The 23,603-nt window shown below is 59.7% G+C and carries 25 protein-coding genes; 12 read left to right on the top strand and 13 right to left on the bottom strand.

What is annotated here, in order from left to right:
• Positions 1–7: 7 nt before the first annotated feature.
• Entirely contained in the window at positions 8–292 is a 285-nt protein-coding gene (locus IB248_RS11650; RefSeq protein ID WP_062368245.1) for a DUF2249 domain-containing protein, read from the bottom strand.
• Positions 293–511: 219 nt separating this feature from the next.
• On the opposite strand from IB248_RS11650, the gene hemN reads away from it, so the two are divergent.
• On the top strand, positions 512–1,864 hold the full coding sequence (hemN, locus tag IB248_RS11645) for an oxygen-independent coproporphyrinogen III oxidase (protein WP_192240816.1): 1,353 nt from the start codon (positions 512–514) through the stop codon (positions 1,862–1,864).
• 520 nt (positions 1,865–2,384) lie between these two features.
• On the opposite strand, the gene IB248_RS11640 is transcribed toward hemN, so the two are convergent.
• The 6 genes from IB248_RS11640 to IB248_RS11615 form a co-directional block, all read right to left on the bottom strand.
• Positions 2,385–4,277, bottom strand: coding sequence for a VWA domain-containing protein (locus IB248_RS11640; RefSeq protein ID WP_192240815.1), 1,893 nt, complete (start codon positions 4,275–4,277; stop codon positions 2,385–2,387).
• A 7-nt stretch (positions 4,278–4,284) separates the two neighbouring features.
• A complete protein-coding gene (locus tag IB248_RS11635; protein ID WP_062368241.1) occupies positions 4,285–5,097 on the bottom strand; it encodes a CbbQ/NirQ/NorQ/GpvN family protein in 813 nt (270 codons plus the stop codon).
• Positions 5,098–5,124: 27 nt separating this feature from the next.
• A complete protein-coding gene (locus IB248_RS11630) occupies positions 5,125–6,465 on the bottom strand; it encodes a cbb3-type cytochrome c oxidase subunit I (protein ID WP_018856217.1) in 1,341 nt (446 codons plus the stop codon).
• A gap of 17 nt (positions 6,466–6,482) precedes the next feature.
• Positions 6,483–6,935 (bottom strand): cytochrome c, encoded by a 453-nt coding sequence (locus IB248_RS11625; protein WP_018856218.1) that lies wholly within the window; start codon positions 6,933–6,935, stop codon positions 6,483–6,485.
• Positions 6,936–7,282: 347 nt separating this feature from the next.
• Complete coding sequence (locus tag IB248_RS11620) at positions 7,283–7,570, bottom strand: hypothetical protein (RefSeq protein WP_192240814.1); 288 nt, start codon at positions 7,568–7,570, stop codon at positions 7,283–7,285.
• The gene (locus tag IB248_RS11615) at positions 7,567–8,106 is read right to left on the bottom strand and encodes a cytochrome c oxidase subunit 3 (RefSeq protein WP_192240813.1); all 540 of its coding nucleotides are present in this window, start codon (positions 8,104–8,106) and stop codon (positions 7,567–7,569) included. Before IB248_RS11615 ends, IB248_RS11620 begins: the two co-directional genes overlap by 4 nt.
• Before the next feature lie 297 nt (positions 8,107–8,403).
• Between IB248_RS11615 and IB248_RS11610 the strand changes: the two genes are divergently transcribed.
• From IB248_RS11610 to IB248_RS11565, 10 genes are all read left to right on the top strand, one after another.
• Complete coding sequence (locus tag IB248_RS11610) at positions 8,404–8,559, top strand: hypothetical protein (RefSeq protein ID WP_018856222.1); 156 nt, start codon at positions 8,404–8,406, stop codon at positions 8,557–8,559.
• A gap of 9 nt (positions 8,560–8,568) precedes the next feature.
• Positions 8,569–9,057: a hypothetical protein gene (locus IB248_RS11605; RefSeq protein WP_192240934.1), complete on the top strand. Its 489-nt coding sequence runs from the start codon at positions 8,569–8,571 to the stop codon at positions 9,055–9,057.
• Between the two features lie 340 nt (positions 9,058–9,397).
• Complete coding sequence (locus IB248_RS11600) at positions 9,398–10,351, top strand: C45 family autoproteolytic acyltransferase/hydolase (protein ID WP_192240812.1); 954 nt, start codon at positions 9,398–9,400, stop codon at positions 10,349–10,351.
• 433 nt (positions 10,352–10,784) lie between these two features.
• On the top strand, positions 10,785–12,296 hold the full coding sequence (locus tag IB248_RS11595; protein WP_192240811.1) for a mechanosensitive ion channel family protein: 1,512 nt from the start codon (positions 10,785–10,787) through the stop codon (positions 12,294–12,296).
• Positions 12,297–12,894: 598 nt separating this feature from the next.
• Positions 12,895–13,563 carry a c-type cytochrome gene (locus tag IB248_RS11590; RefSeq protein ID WP_246779234.1) on the top strand — a complete coding sequence of 223 codons (669 nt, stop codon included), beginning with the start codon at positions 12,895–12,897 and terminating at the stop codon, positions 13,561–13,563.
• Positions 13,560–14,819: a cytochrome c gene (locus tag IB248_RS11585; protein ID WP_192240810.1), complete on the top strand. Its 1,260-nt coding sequence runs from the start codon at positions 13,560–13,562 to the stop codon at positions 14,817–14,819. The genes IB248_RS11590 and IB248_RS11585 overlap by 4 nt, the downstream gene beginning before the upstream one ends.
• Before the next feature lie 7 nt (positions 14,820–14,826).
• On the top strand, positions 14,827–14,994 hold the full coding sequence (locus IB248_RS11580) for a hypothetical protein (RefSeq protein WP_018856232.1): 168 nt from the start codon (positions 14,827–14,829) through the stop codon (positions 14,992–14,994).
• Complete coding sequence (locus tag IB248_RS11575) at positions 14,994–15,551, top strand: cytochrome C oxidase subunit II (RefSeq protein WP_062368230.1); 558 nt, start codon at positions 14,994–14,996, stop codon at positions 15,549–15,551. Before IB248_RS11580 ends, IB248_RS11575 begins: the two co-directional genes overlap by 1 nt.
• The gene (locus tag IB248_RS11570) at positions 15,541–17,163 is read left to right on the top strand and encodes a b(o/a)3-type cytochrome-c oxidase subunit 1 (RefSeq protein WP_192240809.1); all 1,623 of its coding nucleotides are present in this window, start codon (positions 15,541–15,543) and stop codon (positions 17,161–17,163) included. Before IB248_RS11575 ends, IB248_RS11570 begins: the two co-directional genes overlap by 11 nt.
• On the top strand, positions 17,163–17,975 hold the full coding sequence (locus IB248_RS11565) for a c-type cytochrome (protein WP_192240808.1): 813 nt from the start codon (positions 17,163–17,165) through the stop codon (positions 17,973–17,975). Before IB248_RS11570 ends, IB248_RS11565 begins: the two co-directional genes overlap by 1 nt.
• Before the next feature lie 256 nt (positions 17,976–18,231).
• Here IB248_RS11565 and IB248_RS11560 read toward each other — a convergent pair whose 3' ends face one another.
• Genes IB248_RS11560 through napE form a run of 6 tightly spaced genes read right to left on the bottom strand, consistent with a single transcriptional unit; the run spans position 18,232 to position 22,885 of the window.
• Complete coding sequence (locus IB248_RS11560) at positions 18,232–18,942, bottom strand: NapC/NirT family cytochrome c (protein WP_112644740.1); 711 nt, start codon at positions 18,940–18,942, stop codon at positions 18,232–18,234.
• An 8-nt stretch (positions 18,943–18,950) separates the two neighbouring features.
• Complete coding sequence (locus IB248_RS11555; RefSeq protein ID WP_062368227.1) at positions 18,951–19,454, bottom strand: nitrate reductase cytochrome c-type subunit; 504 nt, start codon at positions 19,452–19,454, stop codon at positions 18,951–18,953.
• A complete protein-coding gene (napA, locus tag IB248_RS11550; protein WP_192240807.1) occupies positions 19,421–21,928 on the bottom strand; it encodes a periplasmic nitrate reductase subunit alpha in 2,508 nt (835 codons plus the stop codon). The genes IB248_RS11555 and napA overlap by 34 nt, the downstream gene beginning before the upstream one ends.
• The gene (locus tag IB248_RS11545; RefSeq protein WP_192240806.1) at positions 21,903–22,190 is read right to left on the bottom strand and encodes a chaperone NapD; all 288 of its coding nucleotides are present in this window, start codon (positions 22,188–22,190) and stop codon (positions 21,903–21,905) included. The genes napA and IB248_RS11545 overlap by 26 nt, the downstream gene beginning before the upstream one ends.
• Positions 22,183–22,683, bottom strand: coding sequence for a ferredoxin-type protein NapF (locus IB248_RS11540; protein WP_192240805.1), 501 nt, complete (start codon positions 22,681–22,683; stop codon positions 22,183–22,185). Before IB248_RS11540 ends, IB248_RS11545 begins: the two co-directional genes overlap by 8 nt.
• A 7-nt stretch (positions 22,684–22,690) precedes the next feature.
• Positions 22,691–22,885, bottom strand: a complete 195-nt coding sequence (gene napE / locus IB248_RS11535) for a periplasmic nitrate reductase, NapE protein (RefSeq protein ID WP_062368223.1) — start codon at positions 22,883–22,885, stop codon at positions 22,691–22,693.
• A 333-nt stretch (positions 22,886–23,218) separates the two neighbouring features.
• Here napE and petA point away from each other — a divergent pair.
• Positions 23,219–23,603 (top strand): ubiquinol-cytochrome c reductase iron-sulfur subunit (petA, locus tag IB248_RS11530; protein ID WP_246779233.1); only part of this gene is annotated, 385 nt, incomplete at its 3' end.

Genomic DNA, 23,603 nt, shown 5'->3' with positions numbered 1-23,603 from the left:
TCCGGTGCTAGTGGCTGCCGCAGCAGCAGTCGCAGCCGGCGTCGAGACGGGTGATCTCCACACGCCAGACCTCCGGCCCCTGCTCCAGGTATTCCCAGGAGAACTTTCCAGGAAGTGCCGTTTCCAGCTGGTATTGAAGCGGCCGGGGTTCGTGATCACTGGTGATATGCAAAACCTTTCCAGGCGTCAGCGTATGCAGCGTGCCGAAGATTTGGGGATGACGCTCAAATGGCGGCAGTACACGCACGTCGATATGCGTGATTTCGCTTTGCGTGGAGGGCGCGTCAGTCATGTGATTGTTCCTTCAGCCGCTGGCATGATGATCGACGGGACCGCGGCGCATCCGTTGTCAGTTGGCAACGATAGGCTTGCGCGGATTGGGGCACTTTGACAGCGAACAAACATCGAGGAGGTTTGACCCGTGCGAATTCGTTTTCATTGACATATGACAAGGAAATGCAGGCGGCGGGCAGACATAAGAGCGCGATGATCCTCAAGAAAGGAGATCGACATGTCGGAAGCTCTGGTCGCCAAATACGGCGACGCCCGACTCCCGCGCTACACAAGCTATCCAACCGCACCGGCATTCGCTGCGACAGTTGGACCTGACGAATACGCGCAAGGGCTTCAAGCCATATCCGCCTCGGACCCTGTCTCGATCTATCTGCACGTGCCCTTTTGCCGCTCGATGTGCTGGTACTGTGGTTGCCACACGACCATCACCCGGCAGGACGCACCGATCCTGGAATATCTCGACGTCATGAGCCAGGAGATCGAACTGGTGTCGTTTGCGGCCGGAAACAATGTGCCGGTCAAGAACGTCCACTTCGGAGGTGGAACACCCACGATCATGAAGCCCCACGAGTTCGCGGCGCTCATGATGAAACTCAGGAGCGCCTTTCAGTTCGAGGACGACGCCAGCGTGGCCGTCGAAATCGACCCGCGCACACTCGCGCCAGAAATGATCGCGGCGATGGGAGAGAACGGCGTTGATCGTGCCAGCCTCGGCGTGCAGAGTTTCGATCCCGTCGTACAGAAGGCCATCAACCGCATCCAGACCTTTGGCCAGACCCAGGCAGCCGTCGTAGGGTTGCGCTCCTTCGGGGTGACGAGCATCAATTTCGACCTGATCTATGGCCTGCCACATCAAACTGTCCAATCGTGCGTGGATACGGTCAGACAGGCAGTCGAATTGAGCCCCGAGCGCTTCGCTGTTTTTGGATATGCTCATGTCCCGGCCTTCAAGAAGCATCAACGGCTTATAGATGAAGCCGCGTTGCCGGATGCCGCGCAGCGAAACGAGCAGGCCGAGGCGGTGGCGGAGGAACTTGTCAACTGTGGCTATGTCCGCATTGGCCTGGATCACTTTGCGTTGCCAGGTGACGAGCTCGCAGTCGCCTCCAGCGCCGGCACCCTCCACAGGAACTTCCAAGGTTACACCACGGATGACTGTGCCACCTTGATCGGCCTTGGCGCCTCCGCGATAGGAAGGCTGCCGTCCGGTTACTACCAAAATCACGTGGCGCTGGGCCGCTATGCTGAACGGGTCGCATCCGGTGTTTTGCCCACGGCGAAAGGCTATATGCTAACCGGGGAAGACAAGCTTCGTGCCAAAGTGATCGAGCGCCTGATGTGTGACTTCGAGGTGGATCTGCCGAAGCTGGCCGAGGAATCAGGATACGAGAGCGGTTTTCTGCTCGACAGAAACGACCGGTTGCAGGCGCTTGTCTCGGACGGCGTAGTCACGATAGAGGAGGGCCGGGTGGTCGTTTCAAGGAGCTCCCGCTTTATGGTCAGGGCGGTTGCTGCCGCGTTCGACGCCTATTTCGGGTCCTTGGGACGGTCTCACAGCAAGGCAGCCTAAGCTGGTCGCGCCCGCTTCTTCATGGGGTGTTGACCTTTCGCCTTCTCTGCTGGCCGGGACGGTTTCGGCCAGACGCAACCCGCCAGACCGTATCCGCCATTGCCGGCAATCTCTGGGGGTCTCGCTCGCCGCCATTGGCAGGGTGGCGACCAGGCTCCACTTGCGAGCACCGTCGCCAGCCTGCCCATCTCAATCCTGTCGCGCAGCATCTCGTGGACGGAAGTTCGCGGTGAGCCAGTTTCGGTGAAACTCGCCGCCAGAAGGCGGCATCGTTCGTCAAACGGTCGGCGTGACATGGGATGGTCCGCGAGATGGCAACGTCGTTGTTTCGATGCTCCTGTCCGGCGCCCCTTTTGCGGGCGACCAGTCGCAGAACCAAGGGCGCCTGGCTTGCGCGCGAGCGCCGCCGGAAATCTTCCCAGCCCCTCAGCCTCGACGTCGGCCCCCAATGCCAAAAGAACCGCCTGGATCGCCAGCACAGACGCCCGCACATAAGCCCCTGGCAGTGATCGTAGTCCCGCTATGCCGTCAGGTTTCGATAGATCACAGGAAGAGCGCTCGGAAGCTTCGCAATATTTGAGACCAGCGAGAAGCCCGACCGCCCGAAGATCGCGGGAAGGTAATCGCCAGCATTGCGGTCGACGGTGACCGCAAACACTGCCTGGCCGCGATTGCGGGCCTCCATCACCGCCCGCCGGGAGTCCTCGAGCGCGAACCGGCCTTCGTAATGATCCACGTCGTTCGGCTTTCCGTCGGTCAGAATCAGCAGCAGCTTCTTCCTTGCCCCCTGTAAGTCGAGTTGCTTAGATACGTGTCGGATGGCCGCGCCCATGCGGGTGTAATAGCCGGGCTTCAAGCTGGCGATGCGCCTGGCGGTCGTGGCGGAGAACTGCTCCTCGAAGCGCTTTACACTGTCCACCCGGATCCAGCTATGTCGGCGAGACGTGAACGTGTCGATCGCGAAGCTGTCGCCGCAGGCGTCGAGCCCACGAGCCAGCACGTTAAGCGCCTGCATCTCCACGTCGAGCACCCGCCGATTGTCGAGCCACGAATCCGTGGATAGCGAGACGTCGACCAAAATGGATGTGGCCAGCTCATGGGCCGCAGGACGCGAAGATTCGTAGATGCGGTCATCGGGATAACCGGTGGCCAGAAGATCGATGCGCGAGCGCACCACCGCTTCAAGATCGATTTCGTTTCCGTCCAACTGTGCTCGGCAGATCTCACGTCGTGGCCGAAGGATCTCGAACTGCTTGCGTACCTTCCGGATCACGGACTGGTCGCCTGCAATCGGGGAAATCTCCGTGTCCTGAATTGTCCCGAGCACGACCCGGCAATGGTCTTCAGCGTACTGTTGTGTTCTGAAATTCCATTCCGGATAGAGCAACTCGCCTTCTATTCGCGAAGGATCAACGGCTTCGGGGGAGAGGTCGAGATCGAAGTGGAACTTTGACTTCGGCCGCTCCTTGGTTCCGCTGAGCGTGATGTCGTCGAGCTCGTCGGCAGCCGACGTTTCGTCGTCCTCCCTGTCGTCCGTCGGGCGGTCTACATTGACCATTTCCGCCATGGCGAGGATCTTCTCGAAGCGGTTGAGAATAAACGGGTCGCGCTTTCGGTCGGCGGCATCGTCCTTTCGCTTTGCCTCGTGAGAAACTCGCTTTCCATCGTCATCAGATGATGTGTCGTCGGATGGAAGGTCGTCTCGGTCGGTCGGTTGGCATTCCGCCCGCCCGGTGAAGTCGGGCCAGAGGGGAACGGGAAGCATCGGCAGGTATCCGGGAGGAGCCGCCGCAAGAGCGGGCCGGCACCCCGACGGGAGGACATGCTCCAAGGGGAAGGAGAGGGCACTCTTCACGAAATCTTCAACAAGCATCTCTGCCTGAGGGAGTTTCCCGCGAACGCGGCAGGAAAGGACCGCATGGCTGAGGCGGGCATATCGCTCTGCCATTCCGGGGAATTCCCTGACCAACCGCGCACAATTGCTGCGCCCCGCCTCGATCCGGGCGATGTCGCCCAGCATCCTGTCGCTGGACGCCGGCCCCGGAATCTGTGCGACAGCGATATATCCCGCGAGCCAGAAGTAGAGGTCACGATTGAGCCTCTCGTCGTGGAAGAGGTCGATCGTGGCCGGTAGATGGATCGCGGAACTATCCCAGGATGGATGATCGCTTCTTTCCTCGCCGAGACCGACAACCTGGCGAAGCCGCAGACGATGAGACGAGGTTTTCTGGCGCGCTTTCTGGATCTGAAGCGTGCGCCCACCACCAAAGGCGCGGAAGCAGACCGCGAGCTGCGCCTTTAGGTCGGCAAGATGGACAGCATGCTCCGGATGGCGCTTCCAGGAGCTGGTATCGCCTACGAGGCGATGCCAGGTGCGTCCAACGGTTTCTTCCAGCTCCAGAAACTCAAGCATCTCGCACCTAGCCTATCGTCGCCTTGGCAACTTCAACGAGCGCCGCCTTGACATCGGCCTCGTCGGTCAGTGGTTCAATAATTGCGGCCCTGACGGCTTCGACCATGGGAATTCCGGCCTCGACAAGCGTCGCGCAATAAATCAGGAGCCGGGTCGAAACGCCTTCCTCGAGATCCTGTCCCTTCAACGAGCGGAGCCGTCGGGCGAGATCGACGAGAGACGCGACCCTGGCTTCAGGAAGCCCGCTCTCCCGCGAGACGGTGGCGATTTCCTTGTCCCGCGGCAGAAAGTCGAATTCGATCGAGACGAAACGCTGCCGCGTGCTGGGCTTCAGCGCCTTCATAAGGTTCTGGTAGCCGGGATTGTACGAAACGACGACCATGAAGCCCGACTGTGCCTCGAGAAGCTCGCCGGTTCTTTCCAGGGGAAGGATCCGGCGATCGTCGGTGAGCGGATGGAGGACCACTGCCACGTCCTTGCGCGCCTCGACGATCTCATCGAGATAGCAGATGCCACCGTTGCGAACCGCCTTTGTGAGCGGGCCGTCGATCCATACGGTCTCGCCTCCCTTCAGGAGGTAGCGACCGGTCAGGTCTGCCGCGGTCAGGTCGTCGTGGCAGGATACGGTCGATACGGGCAGCCCCAGGCGGGCTGCCATGTGCTGTACGAACCTGGTCTTGCCACATCCTGTCGGGCCCTTCAGCAGGACCGGAAGTTGCCGCGTCCAGGCGCTTTCGAAAAGGGCGCATTCATTGCCCTGAGGCGCATAGTAGGGAATTTCGTCCTTTGGATGCAGCGGATGATTGAGGGCTATTGTCATGACTGATCTCCAGTGAGGGGGCCCGCCTTATTCGGCGGGCTGTACTGCTGCATTGGGCATGCGTGCGCGTCCGGGGACAAGCACCGACCAGATGAACATCAGCGCGCTGATGAAGACGAAGACGCCGGAGCCGAGCCTGACCCAGTAGAAGAGGGCGAGCTGGTCCTGGACGTCCATGTAGGACTGACCGAGAACGCGCTGCAGATGAACCTGGATGACGCCCGCGAAGGTCAGCGCGAAAGTCATGACCGACATCGCCCCGCACATGATCCAGAAGCTGCTGATCGAGAGCCACTGGTTGTATGGCGCGCGTCCGCGGATCTGCGGGATGGCGTAGGCCATGGCGGCGAGATTCAGCATCACGTATGCACCGAAGAAGGCGAGGTGACCGTGAGCGGCGGTGACCTGCGTGCCGTGGGTGTAGTAGTTCACCGACGACAGCGTATGCAGGAAGCCCCAGACGCCGGCCCCGAAGAAGGCCATTACAGAACATCCGATCGACCAGAGGAGGGCCGCCTTGTTCTCATGCTTGCGTCCAGCCCTCCAGGTCATGACGAAGGTGAAGACGACCATGGTGAAGAACGGTGCGACTTCGAGAGTGGAGAACAGCGAGCCGATCCACTGCCAGTATCCAGGTGCGCCGATCCAGTAATAGTGATGGCCGGTGCCGAGGATGCCTGAAAAGAGGGCCAGGCCGATGATGACATAGAGCCACTTCTCGACGACTTCGCGGTCGATACCGTTCAACTTGATCATGAGGAAGGCCAGAACCGAGGCCATGATCAGTTCCCACACGCCTTCGACCCACAGGTGAACGACGTACCACCAGTACATTTTGTCCAGCGCAAGGTTTACGGGGTTGTAGAAGGCGAACAGGAAGAAGATTGCAACGCCCCATAGACCGAACAGAAGGATGTTGGTGATGGTGGTCTTGCGCCCCTTGAGAGCCGTCATCGTGACGTTGAACAGGAACATCAGGGCGACAATGACGATACCGACCTTGATGGCAAAGGGCTGCTCCAGGAATTCCCGGCCTTCGTGAATATGGAAGAGGTATCCGACGACCGCCACTGCGGCGGCCACGAGGAAGATCCAGAACTGCGCCTTTGCGAGTTTCGGGCTGTAAAGCTCCGTCTCGCACTCCTCGGGAAGGAGGAAGTATGTGGTGCCCATGAAGCCCATGAGCAGCCATACGATCAGTGCGTTCGTATGTACCATTCGAACGATGTTGAAAGGCAGCATGACGGAGAGAGTGTTGGGCAACACGTAGATTGTGCCCGCGATCACGCCGAACAGGAGCTGTGCCATGAAGAGGCCGAGCGCTCCGTAGAAGTAGAGCATCGCAACGCTCTGAGTTTTGTACTTCATCTTAAAAACCTCTCCTGTCAGCCGGCTTGGTTCGGTGGCCAGTTTTGGGTGTTCGTCTTGCTGACCCATTCGAGGAAATCGGCAAGGTCGTTGACCTCCTGGTCAGTCAAATTGAATTGCGGCATCTGCCTGCGCCCCTCGATGCCTGATGGCTGAGCGGCCATCCACGCATGAAGCGCCTCGCGGGCACTTGCCGGATCCTTGTCGCCGCCCCAGCGTATCCAGACGTTCGACAGTTCCGGCGCGAAGTAGGCGCCTTCACCGTCAAGCGTATGGCAGTTGATGCAGGAGTTCTTTTCCCAGATGTGTTTTCCGCGGGCGACGCCTTCTGTCAGGGTCGCCTCGTTGGTGGACACCGTTCGAATGTAATAGTGGCTGTGGGCCGTAAGGCCCACGAATATAGCGAAGAAGAAAGCGGACCCGCCGTAGAACACGTTTCGGGCCGCGGTTTTGGTCAGGCGTTCAGCCATCGATCATCCTTTCATGTCAGTGGCGGTGCCGCCGTGACGTCGGAAATCGAGCCAGGGGCTCGTTATTGGTGGATGGCCGAATTCCGCCGGGGGGTCTTTGTCAATTCGCAAGTAAGCGAAGGATTACGCATTGTTGGTGAGGTCTGAGCTCGGCGGCGGGCGTCATAGAAAGGCAGCCGGATGTCGACAGACCAACGTTGCCGGGCTGGACACCGGGAAGACGTCGAAGCCCGCTCCGTCGATAGCAAAATAGCGTCACGTCATTGCGAGGGGCACCTGCGCCGGCACCGACCCGATTACCTTGCCGCGCTCGACGGATTGCTTTGTCTGCTCTGGACCAGTGCGATCTAGAAAAACGTGCCCGAAGCGAGGGTCTTCAGCAATGCCATGGATAGGATGGTCATCGCCCATGCAATCAAGGCTGGGTAAATCGGCGAAGGGCGACCGCGAAGTCCAAGGAAATCGGCAGCAACCAACCGGACTTTTGCGATCGCAACAACGACCACAAGCGCCATGAACGCCGGTCTTGATGCGACGCCCAGATAGGTCGATCCGATGGCAATGCATCCGGTGAGCGCGAAGAGATAGGCAAGCGCCTTGGTGGGGCGTGCGGAAGTCCGGTTTTCGATTTTCATAGAAGGTAGACCAGCGGAAACATTACGAGCCACACAATGTCGATGACGTGCCACAGGGTCGTCATCAGGTGGACGTTCTCACGGGAAGGGAAGCGAGCTATCAGGGCGAGCACGCAAGAGCCGAAGAGCACATGCGCCAGGTGGAAACCGGTTATCAGCACATAGAGCGTCGAGAACGCGTCGTTTGAAAGAAGGGACGCTCCCTCCTGACCGTACTCATGGACCTTCAGGGTGGTGAAGAGGAACCCTCCTGCCGCAGCTGCGAGCAACAATAGCCGCCGCTCCAACAATCTCGTTTGCCGGGCGGCCATTGCGGCAAACCAGCCGCTTGCAAGCAGGACGACGGTGTTTGCCATGGGTATGGTGGTGTCCAGCCTGGCCCTGCCTGCGAGGAAGTCCTCCGGACTGATCCAGGAGGCTATCACAAACGCAGCCAGGAGAGCCCCGAACGCGGCCAGTTCGCTCCAGGCAAGAATCCAAACAAGCAGGTCGCCAGTTCCAGGCTCCGCGAGATCGTCTGATGTCGTCGAGGTCATGCGCCCTCGATAGGCAATGGATCTGCTTTCTTCTTTGAGGAAACGCAAAAACCCCAGGGTCCTCGCATCAACGGTCAATCCTGTCGGCAAGGTTTTGTTTACCAAGACATGAGACCTTGGTGGCGTCCTAGACGATATCCGGGACGGCAAAGGCTGGCATTTCGTATTGAGTAGCCAGCCCGTTCCCCCACTTCTTCTTGCTCCTTCCGTCGCTTCCGGGCCTGCTGTTGTCTCTTTGATCGATCTCAAAGACGTCTGTTCTCGACCGGCCTATGGTCCGCTTCAAAGGAGAACATGATGACCGACGCCCAGATCGGACTTTCCATAGCCACCCCTGTGATCGTCATTTTCGCAATCACGCTCTACCGCATGGGCGTCCTGCAGCGGACGGGCGTCGTGTCAGCCGTCCTTGCCGCCGTTGCGATCGCCGCAAGCCTCTTTCTGCAAAGGTAGATGGCGATCATGCAAATGCCGAACAAATTCGCCGAGCTCGAGGCCTGCTACGGGCAGCTTGTATCGTGGTGCGACCTTCTGGAAGCGATTGCCGATTTTCTTCCCTGCCACGTAGACGAGAGGCTGTGTGATACCGTGACGGGCGGCCTGATCCCGCTGCTCCAGGCAACCCATGGCCTGGAGGAACATGTTGTTTCTGCGTCACTGCATGCAATCATGCCGGACCATGATCGCGTGGAGGCCGAAAATAGAAGATCCACCGAACGCCTGTTCGACATGGATGCCGCGCAAGAGGTTGTCGACGTCCTGCTGGCTTTGAAGAACGGCGACTGCAGGCTGTCGTGGGATGCCATCGGATATCTCCTGCGATCGTTCTTCTGCTTGATGCGGCGACGCATCAAGGCCGAACGGGAAATCGTAGGGCAGATCCGGAAAGCACTTGCGCGACATGGGGGCATGACCGTTCTGGACGCACAGCTCGCGACTGAGATCGTCTAAGTGCGTCTGTTTGAACAGTAAGCTTCGGGGTGATTGTGATGTCGTCGCCCTCGACCTTTTAAAGGCGGAACCGACGCCACCCTCGAACAGCTCGGCAATGGGGCCGCCAATCTTCAACCGGGCCACGAATCAATCGCCTCATCTGTGATATCCGCCCAAAATCCTCCTTTCCAATTGTAGCGGCGCGCGACCGGACAACCGGGCCTGGCGGGTGCAGCCTGAACTTGAACCGGGTGACTACGCCGAGTTGCCGCCGCAGCAGAGCCGAACGATCGGTTGTTGTTTAGAGCAATAGAGCGACGTAGCCGCACCGCTTGCAGCGGGTTACAATAGCTGCACAATGTTCAAGAGATTTCTCATGGAACGGGAAGATCGCCCCGGAAAGGCTTGGCTTTCCCGGTTCGTTGCTGGGCGAGCGGAAGCAGAACGATGGTATTTCGGCCGTCAAGCATCACCGACGCCAACGGCGAAGGATTGCCGCGCGGCCTTGGTGAATTACATGCCGAAATTGACGCTCCACTACGACCGCGCGTGCGACCTCGTTGGCGACGATGACGTGGCGCATCGAATGCTCAGTCACTTCCGTCCTGCGCCAGAACGCCACGGCTGCAGTCAGGCCGTCTGGTTGGGAAGAGGAGGGCCAGCCCTCATCCGCAATTTCGATTACCCACCCGATATTGTTTCGGAACGATTTGAGATCACAGCCTGGTCGGGAATGCGGGTGATCTGCAAGGCGCAGCGGCCCTGGGGAGGCTGTGTCGATGGTATGAACGAGGACGGACTTGTCGCCAGTGTCACCCTTGGCGGCAGCCGTGCTCAAGGACTTGGCTTCTCGATCATTTTGATCATCCGCTACATCCTCGAAACTTGCCACGATGTAAGTCAGGCGGTGGCGACGCTCTGCCGAATACCAGTAGCGCTCCCACAAAACGTGACCGTCCTCGACCGTTCAGGGCACTACGCCACAGTGCTGCTCGCTCCCCACCAGCGGCCGATCGTTACCAGGTTGAAGGCCTGCACGAACCATCAGCGAACCGCCAGGCCCTCATCGTCATCATTGGCGCGCCAGCATCTGATTCAGCAGGCGATCGATGATCCAACCATGACACTCTCGCGACTGACCGATCTATTTCTTTTACCGCCGTTGTATTCCAGGAACGGTTCCTTTCCGACGCTTTACACTGCCGTCTACCGCCCCGTGGAAGGGAGAGTGGACTATATCTGGCCCGGCAAGCGCTGGTCCCAAGGTTTCGAGGATTTCGAAGAAGACGAGTATATGCACAGCTATGGCTAGCCACTCACTCCTTCCACAGCGACAGTTCTGCCACCGAACAATCAGCAGCAGTCGCCACCTCTCTCGGCGGATATATCGTGTCTAACTTCGCGCATATCGACGGCACATGGCTGGCGTGTTGGCGAGGAGACTGACCGAGTGGGCTTCGCAATTTGCCAGCCCCAGAATCTTGCCGCCGGCGGTCGAGGTGTTGTTCGCCTTCTTCCACTTCGTGTCGCAGGTCGCGGCGTTGCCGACGTGTTTTTTCGTGGCTCTCTCCCCGGGGACGGCTTGGTCTTCTTGGGCAGGTTCATGGTGGCTTCCGCGGTCCCGGATGGTGTTGCCGGGGCCGCAGACTTGCGACGCAGTTGCGTGCGCGAGGGAATAGTGCTTTTGAAATCAGAAAGGTCGAGAAGTTCGCGACGGGCTGAGATTTTAGACAAGGTCACGGTTGATGCTATCGTATTCAGATCAGTTCGCCAGTCTGCTGAAAGAGCCTGTTGTCCAGTTTGCCATCCTCGTTCTTCTGAGAATGCTCGCGACGCCATTGACGGGCGATCGCGTAGTTGGACGGCTCGCGGCCAACATCGTATTTTTCGTCGCCCTAACGGCTTTGCTCCTTTACCATAGAATTCCGCCGTATGCGCCTGATATAACTGCGGAAACTGTGGCTGATCGAATCGGCTCCGGGATCCTCAAAGCGATCTGGTGGATCGGAGGAGCGATGCTCCTTGCCAGTTTGGTCCGCACGTTTTTGACACTCGAACGGAAACCGAGGGAAGGGCGACTTCTGCAGGACCTGGTAGTCGGGATTGTCTATCTTGGCGCCGCGTTGAGCATCATCGCATACGTCTTCAGTTTACCAGTGGGCACCCTCATCGCCACCTCCGGTGTGTTCGCTATCGTTTTGGGTCTGGCTTTGCAAAGTACCCTCAACGATGTTTTTTCCGGCATTGCGCTGAATCTCGGAAAGCCCCTGTCCGTAGGTGACTGGATCAGATTGGAAGACGACACGCAAGGAAGCGTTGTGGAAACCAACTGGCGGTCCACCGAACTCCTTAGCGGCACCAACGACCTCATCATTGTGCCCAATAGCGTCCTCGCCAAGAGCCGGATCGTCAACATCAGTAGTCCGGACAACACACACGGCTCAACCTTGAAATTCAAGCTGGCCCCGACCAAGCCGCCATCAGTAATCCTCCAGACCATGGAACGTGTACTGTTGAGCAGTAATGCGATCATGAAAACGCCCCCTCCCACCGCGAATTTTACGGCGATGGATGCGAATTATCTGGAGATCGAACTGTCATTTCGGGTGTCGGAACGCGGTCAACTGCCTCGTGCTCGAAACGAATTATACGATCTCGTCTTTCGTCACACCGAGGCGTCAGGTCTTCAGCTTGCCTCCGACGGAGGAGCTACCAGGGTAGTCCTCACCCAGGAGACACCCGAGATGAGTGTCCCACGTCAAACGTCAAGGCGTCGTCTTCTGGATGCGATTTCTCTGTTTTCCTCTCTCACAAGCGAGGAACGAGAAGAGTTGGCCTCCGCTATGAACAGGTTGTCGTTCAAGGAAGGCGATATCGCCGCCCATCGGGACACCTCTTTGACGTCGCTGATGATCCTTCGAAGCGGTGTGATGACAGTCGAGGAGATTGAGGATGGCCAAACCATCGAGCTTGAACGCCTTGCTCCGGGTGACGTCTTCGGTGAGCGCGGGGTGCTGATGGGTGCACTGGAGCCGGGCGATATCAAGGCGATCACGGCCGCCGTAGTATATGAGATTCCCAAGGAGCGGCTCGGCGTGATCATGCGAGAACGTCCCGCCATTGCGGAAGAACTGGCGATGCTATTGTCCGCGCGGTCGAAAGCGGAGGAGCGCTTGCACATGGCGAACCATCTTTCTCCTCTGCAACATGCGTCGTCGGTATCGGCAAGGATCCGGCATTTGTTTGGTCTCGGATGATTCTATCCTGAACCCCTATTCGACCGTGGTCCTGGAGGGAAGGCGGCGCAAGCGCGGGCATCTTTCGTGTTCATTTCGCTGCCTTGTGAGTGGCGTGGTCGGATAGATCAATGGCGTAAGCTTGCTCTCGGCAGTGAAACAGTGCCCAAACTGGGATTTGTTGAGCAGTTCCACTACGGAACACAAAGATCCTGGCGACGTCGACCTCGCAGGATCAACACGAAGCGCTGCCGAGGCAGCCGTGGAACGCGTCTTCGGGGTACGCCGTGTCGTCAACGACATCTCTACGGCTTGCCATCTCGGCAGCCGGAAAGGCCGACGCCGATCGTCATGGGCTTGCCCGTGCTAGGTTATTAATCGAAAGCGCGGCTTCGTTGGCAAAGTCAGCTAAAGAAACTCTGCCCTTAAGCGACAAAGGTGCTTTGACCAAGTCCTTTGACTAGCCGACCGACCGCCCACTGAAAAGCTATACCTCGGCACACTTGACAGGCGCCTTCGCGCGATATCCTATCGCATCACGATTTTTAGCTAAGTGCGATGCTGTGGGGTGACGCTGGTGTTCGTACGAGGGGTTTTCCTTGCAAGCTGTCTAAGCCTCCTGGGCGCGGTGGCGTCTGCTGAGGAGGCCTATCCTCCCGACATGGCCGACCGTGTCCAGGCCTGCACACCCTGTCACGGGGAGCAGGGAAAGGGCACGAACGATCCGTATTTCCCACGGCTTGCGGGCAAGCCCGCCGGATATCTCTACAACCAGCTGGAAGCGTTCAAATCGGGCAGGCGGAAATATCCGCCGATGAACTATCTCCTCGCGTTCCTGACGGACGACTATCTGCGGCAGTTTGCGGCATATTTCGCCGATCAGCGGCCGGCGCTTCCCGAGAAGCCGCCAACGGATGCCAGCGCAGCAGTGCTTGATCACGGGCACGCGCTTGTGACGCAGGGCGACCTGGACCGCTCTATTCCGGCCTGCGTGAGCTGTCATGGCGGCTCCCTGACTGGCCAGGAGCCTGGCATTCCCGGCCTCCTCGGCTTGCGCGCCAGTTACATTAGCGCTCAGCTCGGAGGATGGCGCTATGGAACACGCACGGCCACTGCGCCCGACTGCATGCAGCTCGTCGCGGGACGTTTGACGGAAGACGATGTTCGAGCTGTCGCAGCTTATCTCGCCAATCAGGCTCAGCCCGCCGATCCTGCGCCATCTGCCGCCGGCTCTTATTCGTTGCCCTTTGCGTGCGGCAGCCAGCCCGAGAAGGGGAGGACGCCATGAGCGCGCGTTTTCGAATATCAACCGCTCTTGTCGTGTCATCGATGGTGGCGATAGCCGCAACGCTGGTGCCGGCTGCCGCACAGTCGCCGCAATCGGGCGATGTCGTCAAAAAGGGAGAGTATCTGGCGCGAGCCGGGGACTGCGTCGCATGCCATACGGCGCCCGAGGGCAAATTATTTGCTGGGGGTCGTTCGATGCCGACGCCTTTCGGCACGTTGTATACTTCGAACATCACGCCCGACGCCGAAACGGGCATCGGGAAATGGTCGGCGGACGATTTCTACAGGACCATGCACAGCGGAAGGTTCCCGGACGGCGGTCTCCTCTATCCGGCGATGCCTTTTGCCTCCTACACAAAGGTCACGCGCGACGACAGCGATGCGATCTTCGCCTATTTGAAGACGATTGCGCCCGTGCGCCAGACGAACCGGCCGCATGACCTGCAATTCCCATATAACAACAGGTCTCTGATCCTCGGCTGGCGAACCCTCTTCTTCAATGAGGGCGAGTTCAAGCCGAATCCAAAGCAGTCCGACGAGTGGAACCGGGGAGCCTATCTCGTGGAGGGGCTTGGCCACTGTGGCATGTGCCATACGCCCATCAACGCACTCGGCGGGAGTCGCGAGTCCGAAGCATTTCAGGGCGGCTTGATTCCGATGCAGGACTGGTATGCTCCATCACTGACATCGAACAAGGAAGCAGGCTTGGGCGACTGGTCGATCGAGGAGATCTCGGATCTCTTGCAGAAGGGAATATCGACGCGCGGAGCGGTCTACGGGCCGATGGCCGAGGTCGTGTACAACAGTCTTCAGTACATGACCGACGAGGATACGCGCGCAATGGCCGTCTATCTGAAAAGCATTGCGCAGGATGAACCTTCCCCGCCAAAGCCTTCCGTCAGGACCGAAGAAGCAAGCCTCCTCATCAGTCTCGGGAAGACCGTCTATGACAAGCACTGCGCGAGCTGTCATGGGGCTGAGGGCGAAGGAAAGCCTCCTCATTACCCGCCGCTAGCCGGAAACCAGTCGATCCAGATGGAATCGGCCGTAAATGGTATTCGCATGGTTCTTAACGGCGGATATCCGCCGGCTACCGCCAAGAACCCCATGCCGCATGGCATGCCGCCGTTTGCCGTCACGCTTTCCGACGACGAGGTCGCCGCGGTAGCATCATATATCAGGACGGCATGGGGCAACCGTGGCACCCCGGTCAGCGCCGCCGAGGCGAACAAGCTTCGATCTGCTCCACTGCAATGAGGACGACATGATCAATCCTGACGAGCCTGCCCATATCCCCGACGACCGGATGGTCGAACGCATTGTCGCTGAAGGGCCACGAGGAGCAGTTGTTGTGGCCGGGATTGCGACCGCCGCCGTCGTTGCAATGTGGGTCTTGTTTTATCTGCTTGTGTTCGTGCCCCGGAGCGTCTGATGAGCGATGTTCACAACGAAGCGGCGGCGGTCGCTGAACGCGTCGAACGGCGCTGGGCGACCGTTGCGATCTTGATTATTGTGTTTTTGGCGGGGATGGCGGCGTTCGCCGGGATACATCAGGCGACCATGCCGCAGACAGCGGTCGAAACCATCGACCCGACCACGATCCATCTCCAGGGCGAGTTCATTGAATCCAATCTGGGCAGCGCGGTGGAGCAGGATGGCTCCGTGACGGTAAGGGCGATCGGCCAGCAGTATTCGTTCTCCCCGCCCTGCATCGTCGTTCCAACTCAGACCCCGGTTACCTTCAGGGCCACCAGCGCCGACGTCGTGCATGGCTTCCTCATCCAGGGCACCAACATCAACACGATGCTCGTTCCTGGCTACGTATCGGTTCAGAAGGCCAGCTTCGACCAACCCGGTGAACACCTCATGCCATGCCAGGAGTTCTGCAGTGTTGGCCATGAAGGCATGTGGGCGAAAGTGAAGGCCGTCGACAAGCAGCAGTTCCTTTCGGAAATTGCGGACAAGAGGAGGCTTTCCTGTGCTCCATAATCGCAGGCTAATTCTGGCGCACTTCTGGCTCGCCTTCGCGACCTTTGGCCTTGCCTTGCCGCTCGGCGCCTGGCAGATGTACGTCCGCAGTCCGCTCTCTCCCTGGATCAGCAATCCTGAATGGTATTACCGTTCCCTGACCGCTCATGGCACGGTGATGGGTTATGTGTTCCCAACGCTTGTCGCAATGGCCTTCGGCTATGCGATCAGCGAGGCTTCCCTGAAGCAGGCCCTCGTTGGAGTCCGCTGGGCCTGGACCGGTTTTTGGCTGATTGCGGTCGGCGCTGTCATCGCGATGATCCCCGTGTCCCTTGGTCGGGCGTCGGTGCTTTACACCTTCTACCCGCCTTTGATCGGAAGCGCGCTCTACTATATCGGCGTGGTGATGGTCGTTGTCGGCTCCTGGATCTGGGTGGCTCTCATGTCCATCAATCTGAGAGTTTGGAAAAGGGCCAATCCGGGCGCTCCAGTGCCACTCGCCATGTTTGCGAACGTGGCCGGCTCGTATCTATGGGCATGGACCGCCGTCGGCGCCGCCCTGGAGCTACTCCTGCAAATCATCCCGGTTGCGCTCGGGTTCAAATCGACGATCGACGCCGGTCTTGCGCGCGTGTTCTTCTCGTGGACATTGCACGCAATCGTCTATTTCTGGCTCATGCCGACCTATATCGCCTACTACACGATCGTTCCGCGGGCGATCGGCGGTCGCGTCTTCAGCGACAGCATGGCGCGTATCTCGTTCATCCTTTTTCTCGTGGTTGCCATGCCGATCGGCATCCACCACGCCTTCGCCGACCCTCAGGTCGGTGCAGGTTTTAAGTTCATCCATTCCACTTTCACCGCCCTGGTCGCACTTCCAACGCTGCTGACCGTCTTCACCATACTGGCGTCTGTGGAAATCGCGGCGCGTGCGCGAGGGGGCAGGGGCGCCTTCGGCTGGCTGACTGCGCTCCCCTGGCGCAACCCCATGATGCTGGCGGTGACGTTCTCCTTCATCATGCTCGGCTTCGGCGGGGCCGGGGGGCTCATAAACATGAGCTACCAGCTCGACACGTCGATCCACAACACGCAGTGGATCACCGGACACTTTCATCTCATTTTCGGCGGCGCGATCGTCATAATGTATTTCGCCATCGCTTATGACCTGTGGCCCCATCTGACGGGACGTCCTCTCGTCAGCCTTGGTCTGGTCAGGCTTCAGCTCTGGCTCTGGTTCATCGGAATGATCGTGACGACTTTCCCATGGCACTATGTCGGGATCCTCGGCATGCCGCGCCGGATGTCCTTCTTCGACTATACCGATCCGGCGCTTGCGAACGAGGCGGTTTCGGTCGTGCTCTCGGCAATTGGCGGGTTCATACTCGTTGCCTCGGGTATTCTTTTCCTGGTCGTTCTTATCCGCTCGCATCTCGCTTCGCCGAGCCAGCCGGAGGAGTATCGGTTCGCGCTGGCCGTCCATCCTACCACCAGAGTTCCTGCGGCCCTGAACAGCTACGGTCTTTGGGTTGGCCTGATGGTAGCACTGACGATCACGAACTATGGATATCCGATCCTTCAACTTGCCATACGCAATGACACCTCCGTGCCAGCGGTATATGTGGGAGAAAGGTGATGAACGGCGACAGGCTGACCAGCTTTCGGAACCGGTGGACGCTGACCAGCGTCTTCGTCACAGCCGCAATCTTCGTTGTCGCCGCGCTATTGGGCTTTGTGCTGCTTCCGCGCCTTGACGCAAGGGAGCAGGTGGTGGGCTTATGGGATACCATCTGCCGGGCCGCCGGGCTGCCGCAGCGCGGAGAAGCTTCTGAACCCGTGCAGCCAGGTTACAAGACTTCTCTTGTGAAGATTGCAACCGCAGTTTCGCGAACTCGCAACGAGGAGGCGATAGGCAGAGGAGCCACGCTTGCGCAGCAGTGCGCCATCTGTCACGGCCCCACAGGCGTAAGCCGCGCAGACTCCCCTAATCTGGCCGGCCAGTATGCGAGCGTGGTCTATAAACAGCTTCGCGACTTCAAGGACGGCGTTCGTGTCAATGCTGTCATGAGCCCGTTCACGGCAAAACTGACCGAGCGGGACATGCAGGATCTTGCTGCATACTACGCCTTCTTGCCGCGACTGCCGGGCTTTCATCCCGCCGGGGCCAATCCGGCCCCGCGGATCGTGATCAGCGGCGCGCCAACGAGAGGAATCGCGCCCTGTGGTTCGTGTCATGGCACTATTGAAAACAAGCTGGGCAGTCCGTGGCTCGAGGGCCAGTCCGAACTTTACCTCAAGACCCAGCTCCAGGCCTTCGTATCTGGCTCGCGGCAGAACGACATCAGCAGTCAGATGCGCAACGTTGCGCGCGCGATGACGCCCGAAGAGATTGAAGAGGCAGCCCGGTACTACGCTAACCAGCCGCCGCCCTATCTGTCCACCGAATGAACCGATCCGTCGCAGTGTCGTCAAAATGCCGGTGATTCGAACGGTGCTTGAATGGCGACTGTCATCTCGTTCGATCGCGCCCGTGTGGTTACACGCCACGTGAAGAAGAACGACCGATAAAACATTTCCTCTCAGGGGGGAGGGCGAGGTCCTCACCGCGATCGTGTTCGGCTGTCAGCCACTCCGCGGAAGGCGGTCTCATCCTTTTGCCGTCCTTCCAATGAATGGCCACTTCGCGTGCGGTTTCCGCGGCAGATCAATCAACCATCTGCGAGGAAGCGGATCCATGCGCTCTGGCTATGGCATCCTGCAGATCCTCGATCGGCGTCGATCTCGTCATCGCATTGCCTTCCAGCTCTTTCGGCATCTTCCAGCCGGGGTCGACGCCTTCCATGTTTGGAAGCTCATGGGCGATCCCTTTGTGGCAGTCGATACAGGTTGCCTGTCCAGATAGCAGATATCGGGTGTGAATCTCGGCAGCGCGCTGCGTCTGCTTCTGCAGATCCATTGCCACCGCGGTGTGGCAGTTGCGGCATTCCAGGCTGTCGTTGGCCTTCATACGCGCCCATTCGTGCTGTGCCAACTCCAACCGCTTCTCCAGGAATTTGGGCCGCGTATTGATCGTGCCGAATATCTTGCCCCACACCTCCTTGGATGCCTGCATCTTGCGAGCGATCTTGTCGGTCCATTGATGCGGCACGTGACAGTCCGGACAGGTGGCCCTGACGCCTGAGCGGTTCGAGAAGTGAATCGTGCGAGACAGTTCCTGGTAAACATTGTCATGCATCTCATGACAGGAGGTACAGAACTTCTCGGTATTGGTGAGTTCCAGCGCCGTATTGAACGCGCCCCAGAACATCACCCCACCAATGAAACCACCGAGCGTCAGGACGCCGAGCCCAATCGTGGCCGCAGGCGTCGTCAGGATCGACCAGGCCCAGACAATCGCTTTCTTGATCCATGAGATCATCGGCGTCACTCGCTTCCGGCAGGCTTGACGCCCATTTCGCTCATATCCCTGAACAGGTTGTTCACCAGCGGACGCACGTCCGCCTGCGGCACGTGGCAGGCGGTGCAGAAATAGCGCCGGGGCGAGACATCCGCGAGCATCTGGCCGTCACGGGTCATGTAGTGTGTCACGCTGATCATCGGCGCACCGGAGTCCTGGGTGAACTCGCGCTTGTGGCAGGAAAGGCATCGGTTCGCGTTCACCGAGAGCTCGTATCCCTCGATCGAATGAGGGATCACTGGCGGCTGGTCGGGATAGGCGCGCATCCTGCGGCGGTCATCCACGATCCACTTCGGCAGCGGCGCCGCCGGGCCGATCGCCATCGACGGCACTCGCCCGACCAGTTGCGGTGCCGCCTCCGGCAATACCTGGGCAATCGTGGCCGTCGCGACGAAAAGCAGAATACCCGCCGTGACCAGCATCCAATCAGGCCGCCTCAAATGGCGACGGGGAGAATCTTGACCGCGCATTTTTTGAAATCCGTCTGTTTTGAGATGGGATCGGTGGCGTCGAGAGTAACCTTGTTGATCAGTTGGCTTGCATCGAACCAGGGAACGAAGATGACGCCGGGCGGCATGCGGTTTCGCCCGCGCGTCTCGACACGCGACCGGATCTCGCCGCGACGTGACACGATCCGTACTTCCGCACCCTGGTTGATGCCGCGCTTGCGGGCGTCCTCCGCGTTCATGAATACCCGTGCACCCGGGAATGCCTTGAAGAGCTCGGGAACGCGCAATGTCATTGAACCCGAGTGCCAGTGTTCCAGCACGCGGCCAGTCACCAGCCAGACGTCAAACTCCTCATCCGGGGCCTCCGCCGGCGGCTCGTAGGGAACGGCCAGGATGACCGCCTTGCCGTCCGGCTGGCCATAGAAGTTCACGCCTTCGCCAGGTTTCACGAAAGGATCAAAGCCCTCGCGATAGCGCCAGAGCGTCTCCTGGCCGTTGACCACCGGCCAACGCAGCCCGCGCACCTCGTGGTACATGTTGAAGGGTGCGAGATCGTGGCCGTGTCCGCGCCCGAAGGTGGCATATTCCTCAAACAGGCCTTTCTGAATGTAGAAGCCAAAGGCCTTCGCTTCCTGATTGTCGTAGTCGGCATCGAGTTCGCTGAGGGGAAAGCGGTCGACCTCGCCATTGCGGAAGATCACGTCAAACAGGCTCTTGTCGCGATATTCCGGATTGGCGTCGAGGATATTGGCGGGCCAGACCTCGTCGGTCTTGAAGCGCTTGGAGAATTCCGCGATCTGCCAGAGGTCCGACCGTCCCTCTCCGGGGGCTTGGACAAGCTGGCGCCAGAGCTGGGTGCGGCGCTCGGCATTGCCGTAGCCGCCCTCTTTCTCGACCCACATCGCAGCCGGCAGGATCAGGTCGGCGCTCATCGCCGTGATCGTCGGATAGGCATCGGAGACGACGATGAAGTTGTCCGGGTTTCGGTATCCCTGCCAGGTCTCGTTGCTCGTGTTGGGTGCTGCCTGGATATTGTTGTTGACCTGCACCCAGTAGAAATTGAGCTTTCCATCCTTCAGCATGCGGTCCTGCTGAACGGCGTGGTAGCCAGGCTTTTCCGGGATGATGCCATGCGGGATGCGCCAGATTTCCTCCGCACGCTTGCGGTGCTCGGGATTGGTAACGGTCATGTCGGCCGGGAGGCGATGGGCGAAGGTGCCGACCTCGCGCGCGGTACCGCAGGCCGACGGCTGCCCGGTCAGTGAGAAGGGACTGTTGCCGGGTTCCGATATCTTACCCGTCAGCAGGTGGATGTTGTAGACCATCTGGTTCGCCCAGACGCCGCGCACATGCTGGTTGAAGCCCATCGTCCAGAGCGACATGACCTTGCGTTCCGGATCGGCGTAGAGTTCCGCCAACTGCTCCAGGAAGCCTGCATCAACGCCGCTCAGTTCAGCTGCCTTTTCCAGCGTGTACTCGGACACGAATTTCTTGAAGGCGGCAAAGTCAATTGGCTCCATCTTCGCCGGGTCGGTCGCATTGGCAGCCTTCAATTCCAGCGGATTATCCGGCCTCAACCCGTAACCGATGTCGGTAACGCCGCGGGCGAACCGCGTATGCCGATCCACGAAGTCCTGGTTGACCCGCCCGGTCTGGATGATGTGGTTCGCGATGTAGTTGAGGATTGCCAGGTCCGACCCCGGCTTGAAGATCATCGGTATGTCCGCGAGATCCATGCTGCGGTGGGTGAAAGTGGATAGAACCGCAACCCTGACATGCGGGTGACCGAGACGACGGTCGGCGACGCGGGTCCACAGGATCGGATGCATCTCCGCCATATTCGAGCCCCAGAGCACGAAGGCGTCAGCATGCTCGAAATCGTCATAGACGCCCATCGGCTCATCCATGCCGAAGGTGCGCATGAAGGCGTAGGCCGCCGAGGCCATGCAGTGGCGAGCGTTCGGATCGAGATTGTTGGAGCGCAGGCCGGCGCGCATCAGTTTCGTCGCGGCATAGCCCTCGAAGATCGTCCACTGGCCGGAGCCGAACATGCCGACGGCCGTCGGTCCCTTCTCCTTCAGCACCTTCTTGCATTGCTCGGCCATCACGTCGAACGCCTCGTCCCACGTGATCGGTTCGAACTCGCCGTCCTTGGCATAGGCGCCGTTACGCTTGCGCAAGAGCGGCGTCTTCAGCCGGTCCTCGCCGTACATGATCTTGGAAAGGAAGTATCCCTTGATGCAGTTCAGGCCGCGATTGACCTCGGCCTGCATGTCGCCATGGGTGGCGACCACCTTGCCATCCTTCACGCCGACCATCACGCCGCAGCCGGTGCCGCAGAAGCGGCAGGGTGCCTTGGACCATTTGATCTCGAGCGCCTCGACGCCGCCTGGGACCGGCTGGGCGGCGGCAGGTAGTGCTATACCGGCGGTCGCCGCGGCGATGCCGGCGGCGTGGGCCTTCAGGATGTCACGCCGCGTCAGTGTTCCGGTCATCGCTTCGCATCTCCTCTGTCTCGACGTGCTCGAAAACCATGCTCGCCGTGATCACCCCATCAAGCAGCGAAATGCGCGTCAGGCATTCGCCGAGCATGCCCGTATTCGTTCCCTCGATCACCACGACGATCTTGCCGCCGCCGTGGCCATGGATTTCGACATTCTCCATCCCGGCGATTGCAGCCAGGACGTCTTCGGTTCGCGCCGGCACCGTCGCGATCACCGCGCTGGAAATATGATAGCGCTGCGGCTGCTCAGACATCGGCGGCCTCCATTTCGCGGGCCTGGAGGCCGATGGCGCTGACCGGGCATATGCTGAGGCACGCGCCGCAACCGCTGCAGAGCGCTTCGTTCAGTTCCGGGACGAACGGGCCGCCCATCCGCGGGAGGAAGCGGATCGCTTGCTCGGGACAGCATTCGCCGCACGACTGGCAGGCGACGTGGCGCTTCGCCAGGCAACCATCGCCGACTACCGCGACATGCGGGAAACGATCGGCTTTCACGGTCAAAAAGACGGGTTCGGGACAGACCGAGCTGCATTCGCCGCAGAAGGTGCATTCGCCAAAAGCGAAATCGATCGAGGGCATCCCGTCCGAAAGCCGGATGATGCCGGTCGGACATCGTTCGGCGCAAAGCCCGCATCCCGTGCACGCGTTGAGGCTTTCGGCCGTCGCCCCAGGAGGACAGATTCCGATATTTCTCCTGGCGGGTCGGCCGAAAAACAACGCTCGACGTGAGATGGGCTCTGTCCGCATGACGCCCTCAATGACCCGCAGGCGGCCCCGGCGGGCCGTAAATGATCTGGAACATCCAGACGAGGAAACCGTATCCGCCGACGACGCCAACGGCGACGAGCGGCCAGATTCCAAAGGCCAAGACAAGGAAAGCAAGGAGTTCGACCCGCCGCCGTCCGCGGGGAGTGATTTCCTTCGGAGCTTTGTCTATCAAATCGGTCATGGCGGCTCCCCCACGGCAAAAATCGTAGCACACGTTTTTGGAGACGCATAGTCTCAATTGCACTTCCTCCTGCGTGCAAGGACCGTGGGAAAGTTGAGCTGTTTTGCCAGGGCGGTCGGGCGAGCGCAGCGATCTTTGAGGGAGCGCAAATACCGGGAGCGCCCTTCGACCTATGGAGGTCATAATCGCCGTGCAGCCGCTTGCTTAGCAAGGGGACGCCAGTCGGCGAAGCGATCGATTGAAGCGTCGAAAGGTCAACGCGTGACAGACAGCACAGAGCAAGAAATCGTAAACGAGCCGACTCGCCGTGATTTCCTTTATCTCACCACAGGCATGGCGGGGGCGGTTGGGGCCGTTGCGGTTGCATGGCCGTTTATCGACCAGATGCGTCCGGATGCTTCGACGTTGGCGCTGGCCTCGATCGAGGTTGACGTTTCCAGCCTCGAGCCGGGAATGTCGCTGACGGCCAAGTGGCGCGGCAAGCCGATCTTCATCCGCAACCGGACGCCCGAGGAAGTGAAGGCTGCCGATGAGGTGCCGCTTTCCGACCTGAAGGACCCGGTGGCGCGCAACGCCAACCTGCCGTCCGACGCGCAGGCGACCGGCGTCGACCGTTCGGCCGGCAAGGACAAGGAAAACTGGATCGTCATGATCGGCTCGTGCACCCATCTCGGCTGCATCCCGCTCGGCCAGGCCGGCGAATACAATGGTTGGTTCT

Origin of the sequence: Rhizobium sp. RHZ01, from assembly GCF_014851595.1 — a bacterium.
In the GTDB taxonomy this organism is placed as follows: Bacteria; Pseudomonadota; Alphaproteobacteria; order Rhizobiales; family Rhizobiaceae; genus Rhizobium; species Rhizobium altiplani.
Note: the sequence above shows the minus strand (reverse complement) of the source record. Positions and strands in the feature narration are given on the sequence as shown.

Excerpts from the sequence above, each read along its gene's own strand:
- IB248_RS11650 (WP_062368245.1), bottom strand. The coding sequence starts at position 292 with ATGACTGACGCGCCCTCCACGCAAAGCGAAATCACGCATATCGACGTG.
- hemN (WP_192240816.1), top strand. The coding sequence starts at position 512 with ATGTCGGAAGCTCTGGTCGCCAAATACGGCGACGCCCGACTCCCGCGC.
- IB248_RS11640 (WP_192240815.1), bottom strand. The coding sequence starts at position 4,277 with ATGCTTGAGTTTCTGGAGCTGGAAGAAACCGTTGGACGCACCTGGCAT.
- IB248_RS11635 (WP_062368241.1), bottom strand. The coding sequence starts at position 5,097 with ATGACAATAGCCCTCAATCATCCGCTGCATCCAAAGGACGAAATTCCC.
- IB248_RS11630 (WP_018856217.1), bottom strand. The coding sequence starts at position 6,465 with ATGAAGTACAAAACTCAGAGCGTTGCGATGCTCTACTTCTACGGAGCG.
- IB248_RS11625 (WP_018856218.1), bottom strand. The coding sequence starts at position 6,935 with ATGGCTGAACGCCTGACCAAAACCGCGGCCCGAAACGTGTTCTACGGC.
- IB248_RS11620 (WP_192240814.1), bottom strand. The coding sequence starts at position 7,570 with ATGAAAATCGAAAACCGGACTTCCGCACGCCCCACCAAGGCGCTTGCC.
- IB248_RS11615 (WP_192240813.1), bottom strand. The coding sequence starts at position 8,106 with ATGACCTCGACGACATCAGACGATCTCGCGGAGCCTGGAACTGGCGAC.
- IB248_RS11610 (WP_018856222.1), top strand. The coding sequence starts at position 8,404 with ATGACCGACGCCCAGATCGGACTTTCCATAGCCACCCCTGTGATCGTC.
- IB248_RS11605 (WP_192240934.1), top strand. The coding sequence starts at position 8,569 with ATGCAAATGCCGAACAAATTCGCCGAGCTCGAGGCCTGCTACGGGCAG.
- IB248_RS11600 (WP_192240812.1), top strand. The coding sequence starts at position 9,398 with ATGTTCAAGAGATTTCTCATGGAACGGGAAGATCGCCCCGGAAAGGCT.
- IB248_RS11595 (WP_192240811.1), top strand. The coding sequence starts at position 10,785 with ATGCTATCGTATTCAGATCAGTTCGCCAGTCTGCTGAAAGAGCCTGTT.
- IB248_RS11585 (WP_192240810.1), top strand. The coding sequence starts at position 13,560 with ATGAGCGCGCGTTTTCGAATATCAACCGCTCTTGTCGTGTCATCGATG.
- IB248_RS11580 (WP_018856232.1), top strand. The coding sequence starts at position 14,827 with ATGATCAATCCTGACGAGCCTGCCCATATCCCCGACGACCGGATGGTC.
- IB248_RS11575 (WP_062368230.1), top strand. The coding sequence starts at position 14,994 with ATGAGCGATGTTCACAACGAAGCGGCGGCGGTCGCTGAACGCGTCGAA.
- IB248_RS11565 (WP_192240808.1), top strand. The coding sequence starts at position 17,163 with ATGAACGGCGACAGGCTGACCAGCTTTCGGAACCGGTGGACGCTGACC.
- IB248_RS11555 (WP_062368227.1), bottom strand. The coding sequence starts at position 19,454 with ATGCGCGGTCAAGATTCTCCCCGTCGCCATTTGAGGCGGCCTGATTGG.
- napA (WP_192240807.1), bottom strand. The coding sequence starts at position 21,928 with ATGACCGGAACACTGACGCGGCGTGACATCCTGAAGGCCCACGCCGCC.
- IB248_RS11545 (WP_192240806.1), bottom strand. The coding sequence starts at position 22,190 with ATGTCTGAGCAGCCGCAGCGCTATCATATTTCCAGCGCGGTGATCGCG.
- IB248_RS11540 (WP_192240805.1), bottom strand. The coding sequence starts at position 22,683 with ATGCGGACAGAGCCCATCTCACGTCGAGCGTTGTTTTTCGGCCGACCC.
- napE (WP_062368223.1), bottom strand. The coding sequence starts at position 22,885 with ATGACCGATTTGATAGACAAAGCTCCGAAGGAAATCACTCCCCGCGGA.